Source organism: Haemophilus sputorum CCUG 13788 (assembly GCF_000238795.1).
Taxonomy (GTDB): Bacteria; Pseudomonadota; Gammaproteobacteria; order Enterobacterales; family Pasteurellaceae; genus Haemophilus_A; species Haemophilus_A sputorum.
Genome location: NZ_AFNK01000031.1, coordinates 248743 through 263228 on the forward strand (window position 1 = coordinate 248743; position 14486 = coordinate 263228).

General features: G+C 41.6%; 14 protein-coding genes. 2 read left to right on the top strand and 12 right to left on the bottom strand.

Annotated elements, in window-relative coordinates; genetic code table 11:
- Positions 1-46: 46 nt before the first annotated feature.
- The 10 genes from rlmH to fmt form a co-directional block, all read right to left on the bottom strand.
- Positions 47-514 carry a 23S rRNA (pseudouridine(1915)-N(3))-methyltransferase RlmH gene (gene rlmH / locus HSP_RS11355; protein WP_007523450.1) on the bottom strand — a complete coding sequence of 156 codons (468 nt, stop codon included), beginning with the start codon at positions 512-514 and terminating at the stop codon, positions 47-49.
- A gap of 3 nt (positions 515-517) precedes the next feature.
- The gene (gene rsfS / locus HSP_RS11360) at positions 518-832 is read right to left on the bottom strand and encodes a ribosome silencing factor (protein WP_007523568.1); all 315 of its coding nucleotides are present in this window, start codon (positions 830-832) and stop codon (positions 518-520) included.
- Positions 833-1023: 191 nt separating this feature from the next.
- Positions 1024-1584: a DUF1287 domain-containing protein gene (locus tag HSP_RS0104725; RefSeq protein ID WP_007523447.1), complete on the bottom strand. Its 561-nt coding sequence runs from the start codon at positions 1582-1584 to the stop codon at positions 1024-1026.
- Positions 1584-4199 (bottom strand): DNA mismatch repair protein MutS, encoded by a 2616-nt coding sequence (gene mutS, locus HSP_RS0104730; protein ID WP_029495171.1) that lies wholly within the window; start codon positions 4197-4199, stop codon positions 1584-1586. The genes HSP_RS0104725 and mutS overlap by 1 nt, the downstream gene beginning before the upstream one ends.
- A 156-nt stretch (positions 4200-4355) precedes the next feature.
- On the bottom strand, positions 4356-4748 hold the full coding sequence (gene mscL / locus HSP_RS0104735; RefSeq protein ID WP_007523482.1) for a large-conductance mechanosensitive channel protein MscL: 393 nt from the start codon (positions 4746-4748) through the stop codon (positions 4356-4358).
- A gap of 89 nt (positions 4749-4837) precedes the next feature.
- Positions 4838-5365, bottom strand: a complete 528-nt coding sequence (gene hemG, locus HSP_RS0104740) for a menaquinone-dependent protoporphyrinogen IX dehydrogenase (protein ID WP_007523559.1) — start codon at positions 5363-5365, stop codon at positions 4838-4840.
- Positions 5366-5368: 3 nt separating this feature from the next.
- Entirely contained in the window at positions 5369-6847 is a 1479-nt protein-coding gene (locus HSP_RS0104745; protein ID WP_010676264.1) for a TrkH family potassium uptake protein, read from the bottom strand.
- An 80-nt stretch (positions 6848-6927) separates the two neighbouring features.
- Entirely contained in the window at positions 6928-7743 is an 816-nt protein-coding gene (locus tag HSP_RS0104750; protein ID WP_010676265.1) for an urease accessory protein UreD, read from the bottom strand.
- The gene (gene modF / locus HSP_RS0104755) at positions 7736-9205 is read right to left on the bottom strand and encodes a molybdate ABC transporter ATP-binding protein ModF (protein WP_010676266.1); all 1470 of its coding nucleotides are present in this window, start codon (positions 9203-9205) and stop codon (positions 7736-7738) included. The genes HSP_RS0104750 and modF overlap by 8 nt, the downstream gene beginning before the upstream one ends.
- Before the next feature lie 15 nt (positions 9206-9220).
- The gene (fmt, locus tag HSP_RS0104760) at positions 9221-10174 is read right to left on the bottom strand and encodes a methionyl-tRNA formyltransferase (protein WP_010676267.1); all 954 of its coding nucleotides are present in this window, start codon (positions 10172-10174) and stop codon (positions 9221-9223) included.
- 141 nt (positions 10175-10315) lie between these two features.
- Between fmt and HSP_RS0104765 the strand changes: the two genes are divergently transcribed.
- Positions 10316-10924: a YigZ family protein gene (locus HSP_RS0104765; protein WP_029495173.1), complete on the top strand. Its 609-nt coding sequence runs from the start codon at positions 10316-10318 to the stop codon at positions 10922-10924.
- Between the two features lie 80 nt (positions 10925-11004).
- On the opposite strand, the gene rsmG is transcribed toward HSP_RS0104765, so the two are convergent.
- Together rsmG and mnmG are read right to left on the bottom strand one after the other, a co-directional pair.
- A complete protein-coding gene (gene rsmG, locus HSP_RS0104770; protein WP_010676269.1) occupies positions 11005-11619 on the bottom strand; it encodes a 16S rRNA (guanine(527)-N(7))-methyltransferase RsmG in 615 nt (204 codons plus the stop codon).
- A gap of 10 nt (positions 11620-11629) precedes the next feature.
- Positions 11630-13522, bottom strand: coding sequence for a tRNA uridine-5-carboxymethylaminomethyl(34) synthesis enzyme MnmG (gene mnmG, locus HSP_RS0104775; RefSeq protein ID WP_010676270.1), 1893 nt, complete (start codon positions 13520-13522; stop codon positions 11630-11632).
- Positions 13523-13949: 427 nt separating this feature from the next.
- Between mnmG and HSP_RS0104780 the strand changes: the two genes are divergently transcribed.
- A complete protein-coding gene (locus HSP_RS0104780) occupies positions 13950-14423 on the top strand; it encodes a YchJ family protein (RefSeq protein ID WP_010676271.1) in 474 nt (157 codons plus the stop codon).
- Positions 14424-14486: the final 63 nt, after the last annotated feature.

A 14486-nucleotide genomic window follows, 5' to 3' on the forward strand; every position in this document is an offset into this window, starting at 1 on the left:
ACCGCTTGTAGGTTAAATATATAAGTAAAAAGTAAAACCAAACACTTTATTCACGGTGATATGGATGATTCGTTGAAAGCGACCAAGCACGATATAAGCTTTCAGCCACAACAACCCGAACTAAAGGGTGAGGTAATGTCAACGCTGAAATTGACCAACTTTGTTCAGCAGCTGCTTTACATTCTGGCGAAAGCCCTTCTGGCCCACCAATCAACAAACAGACATCTCGTCCATCATTTTTCCAACCTTCTAGCTGCTGAGCCAATTGCACCGTTGTCCAAGGCTTGCCAGGAATATCTAGTGTGACAATTTTGCCTTTACCAGCAGCGGCAAGCATCGCTTTACCCTCTAGTTCTAAAATGCGCTTTATATCTGCATTTTTACCGCGCTTACCCGCTGGAATTTCAACCAACTCAAAGGGCATATCTTTCGGAAAACGGCGTTGATACTCTTCGAATCCTGTTTTCACCCAATCAGGCATTTTAGTCCCAACGGCAATCAGCTGAATTTTCATTCATTACGCCCAAAGTTTTTCTAATTGATACATCTGGCGAGCATCGGCTTGCAAGATATGTACAATCGCCTGACCGAAATCGACTACAATCCAATCAGCAACCGCTTTTCCTTCATCACCAAACACTTCAAATCCAGCTTGTTTTGCTTCTGTCGCTAAACGTTCTGCTGTTGAAGCCACATGGCGCACTGAAGTTCCTGTTGCAATAATCATGGCATCTGTAATGCTTGATTTACCACGAACATCAATGGCAAGAATATCTTGCGCTTTTAAATCATCTAAAGTTTTCGTTAAAAATTCGACTAAGTTTTGTTCCATTATCAATTCCGATTATGTCTATTTAGCATGTTTTTGGGAAAAGCACTTGCTCCTGTATTATCCCAAAACCATGTTAAAGAACACCTTTAACAAAAAGGCGATAAAGTGGGAAATTCTACCATAATTTCAAGGGGATAAAAAAATAAGCGGTCGAATTTTGCAAAACTTTTACATAATTCGACCGCTTGTTCCTAATAACGAAAATGCCCAACAATCGGGTATTTGAATAACATATCTTCCTCACGGGTTCCGCGCCCTATATTATGAATCACTAACGGCACACCTTCGGCATTGGTTTTATCCGATAAAATGCCAATATGCGGCAACGCTTTAGGTGAAAGACGCCAAGTGACTATATCACCCGCTTTAAAACTTGCTTTATCTGTCAATGAAAGCGTTTTTCCATGTCGCTGGAAGAAAGTTTCAAGATTAGGTACTCTGCGATGGTCAATATTACGATCTGTACTTTTCAGTCCCCAGATTTTTGGATATTTTGCCCAAGCTTGTTTCATATCTTGGTGAACTAGCTGTTGTAAATCTTTATTTTGCCCACGATAAGCTCGAATCACAACATCTGTACAAACACCAGTTTGCGGTGGTACATCCCCCATTGGATAATCAATTTGCCGATAATTTGGATCATAACCTAAGGTTACGCCAATTTGCTGGCGCGCATCACTGATTAACTTGGCAAACTCAGTCGCGCTTGCTGGATTTATCAGGAATGCCACTACAATGAGAAATTTTTTCATCACGATTTCAATATTTTTTTAAGTTGATACAAAGCTTCAAGCGCTTGGCGCGGAGTCAGCTCATCTGGTTCTATTTCTGCTAACGCCTTTTCAAGTGGACTTTCTTCAGGCAATTTGACTTCTGCAAGCGGTGAAATTTCTGCTGAGTTTTGCGAAATTGGTTCTGCAAATAATAAATCTGCCTGAGGGCTATCATTAACATTACGCGTTTGCGCTGAAAGTTCTTCCAAATGCGCTAAACGCTGTTTTGCCATCGTAATGACAGGTTTAGGCACGCCTGCAAGTGCAGCGACCGCTAATCCATAACTTTTACTCGCAGCCCCTTCTTGTACGCTATGCATGAAGACAATGGTATCGTTATGCTCACGTGCATCCAAATGCACATTTGCCACACCTTTTAATTGGCTTGGAAGGCTTGTTAATTCAAAATAATGCGTTGCAAATAACGTTAATGACTGCGTTTTCTTCGCTAACCATTCTGCACACGCCCAGGCTAATGAAAGCCCATCATACGTTGAAGTGCCACGGCCAATTTCATCAATCAACACTAAACTTTGCGCAGTTGCCTGATGCAGAATATTCGCCATTTCGGTCATTTCCACCATAAAGGTCGAACGGCCAGAAGCTAAATCATCACTTGCACCAATTCGGGTAAAAATCCGATCTAACATGCCAATTTCAGCCGATTCAGCCGGCACAAAACTACCGATATAAGCCATTAAGCAAATCAATGCAATTTGGCGCATATACGTACTTTTCCCGCCCATATTCGGCCCTGTGACTATCAGAAGATGGCGCTGCGCATTCAAATACACTGGGTTAGCAATAAAAGGATCAGAAATCATCTGTTCTACTACAGGATGGCGACCGCCCTTAATTTGCACACCACGTTGTGGGCTAAACATTGGGCGCACATAATTCAAGGTTTGCGCGCGTTCTGCTAAATTCGTGAGCACATCCAACTCAGCCAACACCATTGCCGCTAGCTGTAATTCAGCTAAATGCGGCATAATGGCATCAAACAGTGCATCATAAAGTTGTTTTTCTAGTGCTAATGAAGCCCCTTTTGCTTTCAGGACTTTATCTTCATACGTTTTTAGCTCAGGAATAATATAACGTTCAGCATTTTTCAGCGTTTGACGACGAACATAGTGAATCGGTGCTTTATGCGCTTGTCCTTGGCTAATCTGAATGTAATAACCATGCACGGCATTGAAACCAATTTTTAGCGTATCAATCCCCGTAGACTCCCGTTCACGAATTTCTAATTGTTCTAAATATTGGGTTGCTCCTGCCGAAAGCTGGCGCCATTCATCTAGTTCGGCATGATAACCTTCAGCGATCACACCGCCATCGCGAATCAGTTGAGGTGGGTTATCAATAATTGCTCGCTCAAGCAACGATTGCAACTCACTAAAATCGGCTAACTGTGCCATCGTTTGTACTAAACAAGCGGTCTGATTTTGGGCATAATTTACCAAAATTGGAATTTGCGCCAATGCCGTACGCAAACGCGTTAAATCACGCGGTCGAGCAGAACGTAATGCTACTCGAGCTAAAATTCGCTCCATATCCCCAACCTGTTGTAAGCAAGGTTGCAACGACTCAATAAGCCCACTTTCTTGTAATGTTGCAATAACATCTTGGCGTTTTTGTAGTTTATTTAAGTCACGAATAGGCTGATGAATCCAACGTTTCAGTAAACGGCTGCCCATTGGCGTCACGCATTTGTCTAATACTGCCGCCAAAGTAGCTTCTGTTCCACCGGCTAGATTTTGAGTCAGTTCTAGATTTCGGCGAGTTGCAGCATCTAATAAAACTGTTTCACTATTTTGCTGTAACTGAATACTTTGCACATGAGGCAACGCGGTTCGTTGCGTTTCTTGAGCATAATGCAATACACAACCAGCCGCACATAATCCAACTTCCGCTTGCTCAACCCCAAATCCTTCCAAACTTTGCGTACCAAATTGTCGGTTAAGCAAGGTTTTCGCTGTGACTAACTCAAACTCCCAAACGGGACGACGGCGCAACCCTTTATAATTATTAAGAATTTGTGAGTGTGCAAAATCTTCGGGATAAAGAATTTCAGCCGGCATTAAACGCTGTAATTCCGCGCTGACTGCTTCTTTACTCGGCAATTCAGTCATTAAAAAACGCCCAGAAGTCATATCTAAAGTCGCCAGTGCAAATACGCCTTTTTGCTCATAAATGGCTGCAACTAAGTTATCCTGACGCTCTGGCAGCAAGGCTTCATCACTTACTGTTCCTGGTGTCACAATCCGAACGACTTTACGCTCAACCGGGCCTTTTGCAGCAGCTGGATCGCCAATTTGCTCACAAATTGCCACGCTTTCGCCTAGTGCGACTAATTTTGCTAAATAACCTTCCACGGCATGATAAGGAACACCCGCCATCGGAATAGGCTCACCAGCAGATGCTCCACGCTTAGTTAACGAAATGTCTAATAATACGGCTGCTCTTTTCGCATCGTCATAAAACAATTCATAAAAATCGCCCATTCGGTAGAATAATAAAATATCCGGATGTTGCGCTTTTAATTGTAAATATTGCTGCATCATTGGCGTATGATTAGAAAGGTCTGCTTGGCTCATAATTTGTGGAATGTGGTCATAAAAGGAAAACGCATTTTAACAAATTCTGTGGGTAAATGCAGTTTAGATAAAAGTAGGTTTCATATTCCATTCACTTTCAGATAACAAAAAAAGCGAACCATTTTTCAATGATTCGCTTTTCTTATTCAGCCTTGATTATTTTTTTAATAAATCACGGATTTCAGTTAATAATTTTTCTTCAGCTGTTGGCTCTGGCGCTGCTTCTGGCGCTGGTGCTTTTTTCAGTGAGTTAATGATTTTTACCATACCGAATACAGCAATTGCGATAATTAAGAAATCAAATACGTTTTGGATAAATGCACCGTATTTTAACATTACTGCTTCAGCGCCTTCTTTTGCAGGCGCAATTTCAAAAGCTAAATCTTTAAAATCAACACCGCCGATGATCCAACCAATTGGTGGCATAATAACATCGCTTACTAATGAAGAAACAATTTTACCGAATGCACCACCGATGATCACACCGACAGCCATGTCAACTACGTTACCTTTTACCGCAAATTCACGGAATTCTTTTAAAAGACTCATGTTTTATCCTTATTAAATAATTTAAAAATTCCCCACAAGCCGAGGAAGTGCGCGAATTATACGTGAGTTGTTAACTTTTTGTAGCGACTTTAATTTAATTTACTCAATCTTTGCGCAAAGCGCTCGACTTGCGCCCAATCGGTATATTCATATTCCCGTGTAATGTCCGTTTCGCCTTTAGTTAATTTCATGATAAAGCGAATCATGGTGCGGTCGAACCAACTATAACGAGGATAAAATAGCGCACCGGCAATCACTTCCACATGCGTTGGTCGCCATAAAATTTTTTGCAAAAATTTACGAATGTATGTATTTGATTCTGGAGTTTGTCGATTGGGTTTACGCGCCGTCAAATTTACCCCATAAAAAGCGGTCGTTTTTTGATTCAATATTGCAAAATGCTGAGCAATGAATTGATAAACCAGTGGATTAAAATGTCCATAACGAACAGAAGCACCAATCACAATTTGATCAAATGCGGCAAGTTGCTCATCCGTCATATTTGCATGTTCTCGCAATGAACGAAGCTCCGTTTCATGCGTAATATGTTGCGCCAAACGCTCTGCGATCAACTTCGTTTGTCCATCCGTTGTAAAATATAAAATTAAAGTTTTCATTCGTTAATCTTTCCAAAATACAGGGCTTAAAATCACTAACAGGGTAAACACTTCCAAACGTCCGCATACCATGGCTAATACTAATACCCATTTGGCAGAATCCGGAACTTGAGCAAAGCCTCCGCTCACATTACCTAATGCTGTGCCTAAGTTATTTAAGCAAGCCAATACCGCATTAAACGCATCAAAAATGCTCATTCCGCATGCAATGGCTGCAAACCAGCAAAGTACAAAGACAAAGAAGTAAGCCGCGAAGAATGCCCAAATTCCCTCTTCAATGCGATCAGAGAAAATATGTTTACCAAGCTTTATCGGTTTAACTGAATTGGGGTGAACAAATCGGTGAATTTCACGGTTAGCTTGTAAATACAGTAATAACACGCGAATTACTTTTAAACCACCACCCGTTGAACCTGCACAGCCACCAATAAAAGAAGCTAACACTAATAAGAGTGGCAAAAAAGAAGGCCATGCACTGAAATCACTTGTCGAAAAACCAGCAGTAGTTGAAATCGAAACAGACTCAAACATTGCTTGTTCTACTGTAAGCGAAAAACCACCATAGTAGTTATACAACATCAACACCGCAACACATACGACAAATAGTGTCACCTGAATAAACACAAATGAGCGGAACTCATAATCTTGCCAATAAAGCTGCCCGATGACGCCCACTTTTTGTTCAATTTTGCGATCGCTTAACCGACTAAACAAGGCATAGTGCAAGCCGAAGTTAATGGACGAAATTAGCAAAAAACAAACCGCAATATAGTTAATCGCTGAACTTTCAAAATAGCCAATACTCGCATCGTGGGTAGAAAATCCGCCAATCGAAATGGTCGAGAAACTATGAGAAATGGCATCAAAAGGGCTCATACCGGCAAGCCAAAATGCCACAGCACATAAGAACGTCAGTAAAAAATAGATTTGCCAAAGCATTTTGGCGGTTTCAGCAATTCTCGGGCGCATTTTTTCATCTTTAAGCGGCCCTGGCATTTCGGCTCGGTAGAGTTTACCCAAGCCGATCATTGGGAGAATTGCAATAGCTAAAACGATGATCCCCATTCCGCCTAACCATTGTAAAAATTGGCGGTAAAACAGAATGGATTTCGGCAATTCATCTAAGCCGGTAATGACTGTTCCGCCTGTCGTTGTTAAGCCAGAGAACGATTCAAATACGGATTCAGAAAAATTGAGATCAGGGTGTTCAAGTAAAATGAAAGGTACCGCCCCTAAACCACCTAATACAATCCAGAACAAAACGACAATTAAAAAGCCTTCGCGAGCGCGAAGCTCTTTATGATGCGCACGACAACTCCACCATAAAAAGGCACCCACTAAAAAATTCAACAAAAAGGCGCGTAAAAATTCTTGGCCTCCGCCATCGCCATAAATTAATGCCACTAATGCCGGCAATAGCATGGTCACAGAAAAGCTCATGACCAACACGCCAACGATACGGACAATTGTAAAAAACTGCACAATAACCTCATTTTTATTTGATAGCGGCATTATAAAGCAACAAGCGGTAAAATTTTCAAAAAATCTTACCGCTTGTTTGGCTAGTTCGCTTTGAGTTGTTCACCGATTTGCTTAAATAACTGCTCAATCGTATCGGCTCTATGCCCAAGCACCCGCAAAATCAGCCCGCCTTCATGTAATTGGGAAATACCAGCCAGTACAGTTTCATCCTCAGCCAGCTGTGTTTGAAGGCGCTGAACACACTGTTTAATCTCTTGAGCATTTTGCGTGAGATTCAGATAAATCAAAGAACCTTGGTGACTAAAATCTTCCATTTGGCTTAATGCTGTCAGTGGCATATTAGCGGGGTGCCACTGAATACAATCTCGCACAAGCGGTCGAATTTTGCCATCATTTTGCAAAAGCTGAACATTTAAATGAGAAGAAAACGCGCGAAAAGCAAAGCGCTCGTTATTTGCCACGCGGCCAATCGCCACAATCTCGCCATAAATTAACACACAATCTGCCCGTAACTGTACCTCGATTGCCTGCTTAAATGCAGCATCACGATGCAAGACAAGTGGGTGAGGCAAATAGAATAAGCGGCTCCCTTCAGCTAATTCAATCTGTGTCTGTTGCTCTGCAAATTCACCTTCATTCATCGCTTGCACACGCGTGAATGCCTGCGTTCCCAGAGAAAGCGAGGTATTTTTCTCCAGCGTAAGACGAATATCTAATTTATCGCCGCCCAACAAACCGGGAGAGGAAGACATTTGCATCGCGTTCAAGCCGTTTTGCCACGCATCTTGATAAGCCGGCACCGTCATCACTTTAAAAGGCGGGGTAGCAAAATACTCATCTAACTGAGTTTTACCATTAGTTGAACATTTAGTAGAAAGGGTTAGCGTGCTATTCATGAAAATTTTCGCCTTGTTCTTTAAAAGAGGATTGTTGATAACGATAGCCCTGTTCGGTTGGAATAAACTCAAACAGATGCGTTAGCCCTTTAGGCGCATCTTCAGCTTGGTGTGACACAAACAACAACTGCGTTTGGCTCTTGCTAATTAACTGTTCGATAAATTGTTTTACAATGGTGCGATTAGCGCCATCCAAACCATGTAAAGGTTCGTCCAAAATTAAAATAGGCGGATGTTTTACCATGGCTCGTGCAATGAGTAACAGGCGTTGCTGACCCCAAGATAACGATCTAAACGGCTTATCCGCCATATTCGAAAGCCCTAAACACGCAAGCCATTCCAAAGCTTTTAAGCGCACGCTACTAGGCAGTTGTTGATATACCCCAATAGAATCAAAAAAGCCAGAAGCCACTACGGCTAACGCTGAACAATTTACGCGATAATCCATATGTAATTGGCTGCTTACATACCCTAGATTTTGCTTAATCTCCCAAATGGTTTCGCCACTGCCGCGTTTTCGTCCAAACAAATAAACCTCATTTGAAAAACCTTGTGGATGATCGCCGGTAATCAACGACAACAATGTCGACTTGCCCGCCCCATTTTCGCCTTTAATCCACCAATGTTGATGCGGTTTTACCGTCCAACTTAAGTTATTTAAAATCAATTTATCGCCATATTTAACCGTCACATTACGCAATTCAAACGGATTACCATCAAGCACAATCGGTGGAGTAATGCTTTCTGGAAGTGTGGCGTAAGCCTGAGATTCTGCAAATTGTCGCTGAAAATAGACCGCTTGTTGCTCCACCCATGCTTTTTCGCCTTGCAGGGAAAGCGAAAGCTGATCTAATAAAGCAATATGTGAAACTGCCTCGGGCAAATCTGAAAGACGATTGGTAATCAAGACAATTGTACTGTTCGATGCAAGTTCGTTTAACAATGTTTTCCAAGCCACCACTGACTGCACATCAAGCCCTTCAAAGGGTTCATCTAAAATCAGTAAGTCGGGCTGACTGACTAACATTTGGCAAAACAACACCTTACGGCTTTCGCCCGTTGAAAGTTTCATAAATGGACGTTCTAATAATGCCTCAATTTGCAAAATTGAGGCATATTTCGCACATAATTCAACATTATCGCCGCCATTTAGGATAATTTGCCGTGCAGTTAAGCCAAAATCATCTGGCGAAACACTATCGTTATTCCGATCTTGGAAAATTTTGGCAAGAATACGTTGCTGTTGCTCAAATGAAAATAAAGCGATACGTTGGAAGTTGGATTCTACACTTCCTCCAATACAAGTAAGCTCGCCACTTAATGCCAAACCTAACGCACTTTTACCTGAACCATTTTCACCAATTACCGCCCAAAACTGTTTGGGTTCAATAATTAGCGATTCAATCGTGAGTTTTTGTGATTGCTTCAAGGCAAACTGTGCTTGCGCAATAGCTAATGTCATCAGATTGCCTTTCCATTAAACCAGAGTTTCGCCGACTTTAAACCAGTCTGCGCGCCCATTGAGAAAATCTTGAACGCTCATCGGTTTCTTGCCCGATGGTTGTAACTGAGTAATATTTAACACACCTTCAGCCGTTGCAATTTCAATCCCATTTTTACTCACATTAAGCACCGTTCCCGCTGTTTTTTCTTGGTGAGGTAACACTTGTGCTTGGTAAATTTTTACCCGCTCTTCAACCCCATTCACATTGACGATTAAATAAGCAATAGGCGCGGGATTAAAAGCACGAATATTACGCTCAAGTTGTGTTGCCGAAAGTGTCCAGTCTAATTTAGCTTCTTCTTTGGTCAGTTTTTCCGCATAATTTGCCAAAGACTCATCTTGTTTTTCTGGTTTGAATTGTTGGATAGCTAAACCATTTAAGACCTCAAGCAATGCAGGTGGCGCTAATTCAGCCAATTTGGCATAAAGCGAAGCAGATGTTTCAGTAGGGAGAATTGGTGTCGTTACTTTATGAAGCATATCGCCAGTATCTAACCCCACATCCATCTGCATAATCGTCACGCCGGTTTGTTGATCGCCTGCCCAAATTGCACGTTGAATTGGCGCTGCACCTCGCCAACGAGGTAAAATCGAGCCATGCACATTTAAACAACCATATTTCAGTGCTTCTAATACAGCTTGTGGCAAAACCAAACCATAAGCCACCACTACCATCACATCGGCATTTAAGGCTTTCAGCTCTGCTTGCGCTTCTTCTTTACGTAAAGATTTTGGTTGATAAACTGGAATTTGGTGTTTTTCAGCCAGTTGTTTAACTGGGCTGGCTTGTAATTTTTTGCCGCGACCTGCAGGCTTATCTGGTTGAGTATAAACTGCAATCACGTGATGTTCTGAGTCTAATAAAGCTTGTAAATGTTGTGCCGCAAAATCTGGTGTGCCGGCAAAAATAATATTGAGTGTTGACATAATGGTTCCGTTTTCAAAGCAAGAATAGCCAAAATTTTAGCTGATTAGGGTAAAAAAGACCATGTTTGGCGCAACAAGCGGTCGGATTTTGCTATTTTTTTGCTAAAATCACATAACGATAACTGAATAATGCTAACACCTATGGAATACTTTATCCCCGAATCGGACGTACTTTTTGAAGAAGAGATCAAAAAAAGCCGCTTTCTGACTTATTTACGCCATACAGAAAATATGGAGCAAGCCAAAGCTTTTTGGCAAGAAATGAAGACGCTTCATCCTCATGCTCGACATTGGTGTTGGGCGACTGTTGCTGGGCACCCAACCGATTCGCAACAATATGGGTTTTCTGACGATGGCGAGCCCGCAGGCACCGCAGGTAAACCCATGCTCAATTATTTACTGGGTTCAGGTTTAGGAGAAATTACCGCGGTCGTCGTGCGTTATTATGGCGGGATTTTACTAGGCACAGGCGGGCTAGTTAAAGCTTACGGTGGTGGGGTACAACAAGCCTTATTAGCAGTTAAAAAACAAAGAAAAGTATTACGTTCAACTTATTACTTAAGATGTAATTATGAACAATTTAATACAGTCTCACATCTATTAAGCCACTTTGATGTTGAGATGAGAGATCAGCAATTTACTGAACAAGTAAGCCTCACTTTAGCGCTTCATCCAGCAGAGGTTGAAACCATCCAAGCGCAACTCACTCAACGCTTTTCGGGGATTTTACAACTTGAAAAAGAAAAATAGCAATACTTAAAACTAAAAACTCACACCTAATACTTTAATGATAAAAACGCCAAGAAGTAGTTAACTTCCTAGCGTTTTTATTATGCTTTTTTCAATACCACTAAATGGCGTTCACCAACTAATTCAGGTACCTGTAGTGGAATCACCTTTTCCACACAAACCGCACGCGTAATAGCACTGGCTTCAGCCTCATCATAAACACCTTTTAGTGCATAAAATCGCCCTGTTTCATTTGGTAAGTGATAACACCAATTAACCATGTCTTCAAGAGACGCAAAGGCACGGCTTAACACTCCATCAAATTGCGCTGCTTGATATTCCTCAACACGACTCTGCACAGGCGTGACATTACTAATTCCTAACTCTCGTAGCGCATTTTTGATGAACGTAATCCGTTTACCGAGACTATCTAACAGCACAAACTTTTTTTCTGGGTTAATAATCGCTAATGGAATACCCGGAAGCCCAGGGCCAGTTCCCACATCAATAAAAGATTGACCTTCTAGATGCTCACTAACCACCAAACTATCCATAATATGCTTAACCAGCATCTCTTGCGGATCACGAACCGATGTTAGGTTATATGCCTTATTCCATTTATCTAAAAGGCGAACAAAATCCAGCAGCTGTTGCTGCTGTTTTTCTGTTAATTGCAAATTTGCTTGATTTATCAAGCGGTCTAATTTTGCTTTCATTTTACCAACCTTAAAGTTCGCCGCGTTTCAGCATCCCTTGTTTTTTCAGACTGACCAATAAAATGGAAATCGCAGCTGGTGTAATCCCTGAAATTCGGCTAGCCTGTCCGATGGAAACCGGGCGATGTTGCATAAGTTTCGCACGAACTTCGTTGGATAAGCTATCGACTTTGTCATAATCAAACTCAGCAGGAATCAATGTATTTTCATGGCGTTTATGGCGCTCAATTTCATTTAATTGATGTTCAATATAGCCTTGATATTTAATCATAATTTCAACTTGTTCAGCGGCCTGTTTATCGGCTAAGGCTGGCGCAAATGGCTCAATTTGAGTCAGTTTTTCATAAGACATCTCAGGACGACGAATTAAATCTTCGCCACTCGCTTCACGCGCTAATGGGCTATTTAACATGGCATTCAACTCGGTTAAATTTGCCATCTGCAAATGTGCCCAGGTTTGTTGTAAACGTGTACGCTCTTTCTCAATATTTTCCATTTTTTCATTGAAACGACGCCAGCGCGCTTCGTCAATTAGTCCAAATTGATGAGCAATCGGCGTTAAACGAATATCTGCATTATCTTCACGTAGTAACAAACGGTATTCCGCACGAGAAGTAAAGACGCGGTAAGGTTCTTTCGTTCCTAACGTGCAAAGGTCATCGACCAATACGCCGGTATAAGCCTGATCACGGCTTGGGAACCACGGTTCTTTTCCTTGAACTTGTAAAGCTGCGTTAATGCCAGCCAATAAACCTTGTGCAGCCGCTTCCTCATACCCTGTCGTGCCGTTAATTTGGCCTGCAAAGAATAATCCTGCAATCCCTTTAGTTTCCAGCGTCGGTTTTAAATCACGAGGGTCAAAATAGTCATATTCAATCGCATAGCCTGGCTTGATAATGCGTGCATTTTCTAAACCTTTCATTGAGTGGACGATGCCTATTTGAACATCAAACGGCAAACTGGTTGAAATACCGTTTGGATACACTTCAATCGTTGAAAGCCCTTCAGGTTCCAGATAGATCTGATGTCCATTACGATCACCAAAACGCATGACTTTATCTTCGATCGATGGACAATAACGCGGACCGATCCCCTCAATAATTCCAGTATACATCGGGCTACGATCTAAATTCGCGCGAATAATGTCATGGGTTTGGGTATTTGTGTGCGTGATATAGCAAGGAATTTGGCGTGGGTGGTCTTCCACTTTTCCCATAAATGACATCACTGGCAGCTCTGCATCACCATGTTGTTGAGCAAGAATAGAAAAATCAATTGTGCGCGCATCTAAGCGAGGTGGCGTTCCTGTTTTTAGGCGATCAACACGTAAATTCAGATCACGTAATCTTTCTGCTAATACGGTCGCAGCAGGATCGCCTGCGCGTCCACCAGTATAATTATCTAACCCGATATGAATTTTTCCTGCCAAGAAAGTGCCTGCCGTTAAAATGACGGTTTTCGCTTTAAAAATTAAGCCCATTTTGGTTACCGCACCACAAGCGCGGTGATTTTCAACTAAAATATCAACGACTTCTTGCTGGAAAATATCTAAATTAGGTTGGTTTTCTAATGTAGTGCGAACCGCTTGACGATAAAGTACACGATCGGCTTGGGCGCGAGTTGCCCGAACCGCAGGCCCTTTTGAGCTGTTTAATGTACGAAATTGGATCCCAGCCACATCGGTCGCTTTCGCCATTACACCACCCATTGCATCGATCTCTTTAACAAGGTGTCCTTTACCGATCCCGCCAATTGCCGGATTGCAAGACATTTGGCCGAGCGTATCAACATTATGTGTTAATAATAGCGTTTTTAATCCCATACGTGCTGGCGCTAATGCTGCTTCCGTACCGGCATGGCCGCCACCGACAACAATGACGTCATATTGTTCTTGATAAATCATATAGCCTTCTTTTTCTTCAATCTAATAAGAGGCGCATTTTACCTTAAAATGATGCAATCTGGAAAAGGCATTTTTATTAGAGTTAAGATCTGAATTTTAGATCGCGCTATAAATAGAATAGATCTATTTAAAGATCTTTATTATGATCATTATTAGCAGATCATTTTTTTGCGGATAACCTTAAAATATAAAATAAGATCAATAGTTTAATTACGAAATAAAGTTGAGTTCAGGTTGATTATCTTATCGGAATAGGTTGTGGATAAAATAGTAAGTTATCCACAGCTAAAAATCTGTGGAAAGTTATTGGGAGAAAATACTCAGCTTTTCTGGACACTTTTCACAAAGTTATCCACATGGGGTTTGTCACGCTTTTTTATTGTTTGCTGATTTTTTATTCCATTAAGTAAAATTTAAGAGAAAGAATATGATTAAATCAATGTGTCCTTGCCAATCTGGTCAACGTTATTCGGATTGCTGCGCTCCTTATCATCAGCACACTGCACAAGCAGAAAGTGCAGATGTGTTAATGCGTTCACGCTATAGTGCTTATACGTTGTGTCATATTGGCTATATTGTGGAAACGACAATTCCGGCCCAACAGGCGTTGTTAGATCAACACGCGATGCAAAATTGGGCAGAAGAAACAAATTGGCAAGGGCTTGAAATTCTACGTCACCAGCCATTCATCACGCCCAAACATAGCTTGGTACATTTCAAAGCATTGTTTCAAACTGAAACCGGTATTGAAGCGCATGAAGAACACTCTCTTTTTGTGTTAATTGAAAATCGCTGGTACTTTGTTGATCCGACTGTGCCATTACCGAATCAAAAACAGCCATGTATTTGTGGTTCAGGGAAAAAATTTAAACATTGTTGTGGCGCTTGGTTAGTGCGTTAACGGAAGAACCAAACATTTCATTTAAAGATATAACCTTTAGTTATTTGCACGAGCGCGAGTTCC

Coding starts and splice junctions, on each gene's coding strand:
- rlmH (WP_007523450.1), bottom strand. CDS start 514: ATGAAAATTCAGCTGATTGCCGTTGGGACTAAAATGCCTGATTGGGTG.
- rsfS (WP_007523568.1), bottom strand. CDS start 832: ATGGAACAAAACTTAGTCGAATTTTTAACGAAAACTTTAGATGATTTA.
- HSP_RS0104725 (WP_007523447.1), bottom strand. CDS start 1,584: ATGAAAAAATTTCTCATTGTAGTGGCATTCCTGATAAATCCAGCAAGC.
- mutS (WP_029495171.1), bottom strand. CDS start 4,199: ATGAGCCAAGCAGACCTTTCTAATCATACGCCAATGATGCAGCAATAT.
- mscL (WP_007523482.1), bottom strand. CDS start 4,748: ATGAGTCTTTTAAAAGAATTCCGTGAATTTGCGGTAAAAGGTAACGTA.
- hemG (WP_007523559.1), bottom strand. CDS start 5,365: ATGAAAACTTTAATTTTATATTTTACAACGGATGGACAAACGAAGTTG.
- HSP_RS0104750 (WP_010676265.1), bottom strand. CDS start 7,743: ATGAATAGCACGCTAACCCTTTCTACTAAATGTTCAACTAATGGTAAA.
- modF (WP_010676266.1), bottom strand. CDS start 9,205: ATGACATTAGCTATTGCGCAAGCACAGTTTGCCTTGAAGCAATCACAA.
- fmt (WP_010676267.1), bottom strand. CDS start 10,174: ATGTCAACACTCAATATTATTTTTGCCGGCACACCAGATTTTGCGGCA.
- HSP_RS0104765 (WP_029495173.1), top strand. CDS start 10,316: ATGGAATACTTTATCCCCGAATCGGACGTACTTTTTGAAGAAGAGATC.
- rsmG (WP_010676269.1), bottom strand. CDS start 11,619: ATGAAAGCAAAATTAGACCGCTTGATAAATCAAGCAAATTTGCAATTA.
- mnmG (WP_010676270.1), bottom strand. CDS start 13,522: ATGATTTATCAAGAACAATATGACGTCATTGTTGTCGGTGGCGGCCAT.
- HSP_RS0104780 (WP_010676271.1), top strand. CDS start 13,950: ATGATTAAATCAATGTGTCCTTGCCAATCTGGTCAACGTTATTCGGAT.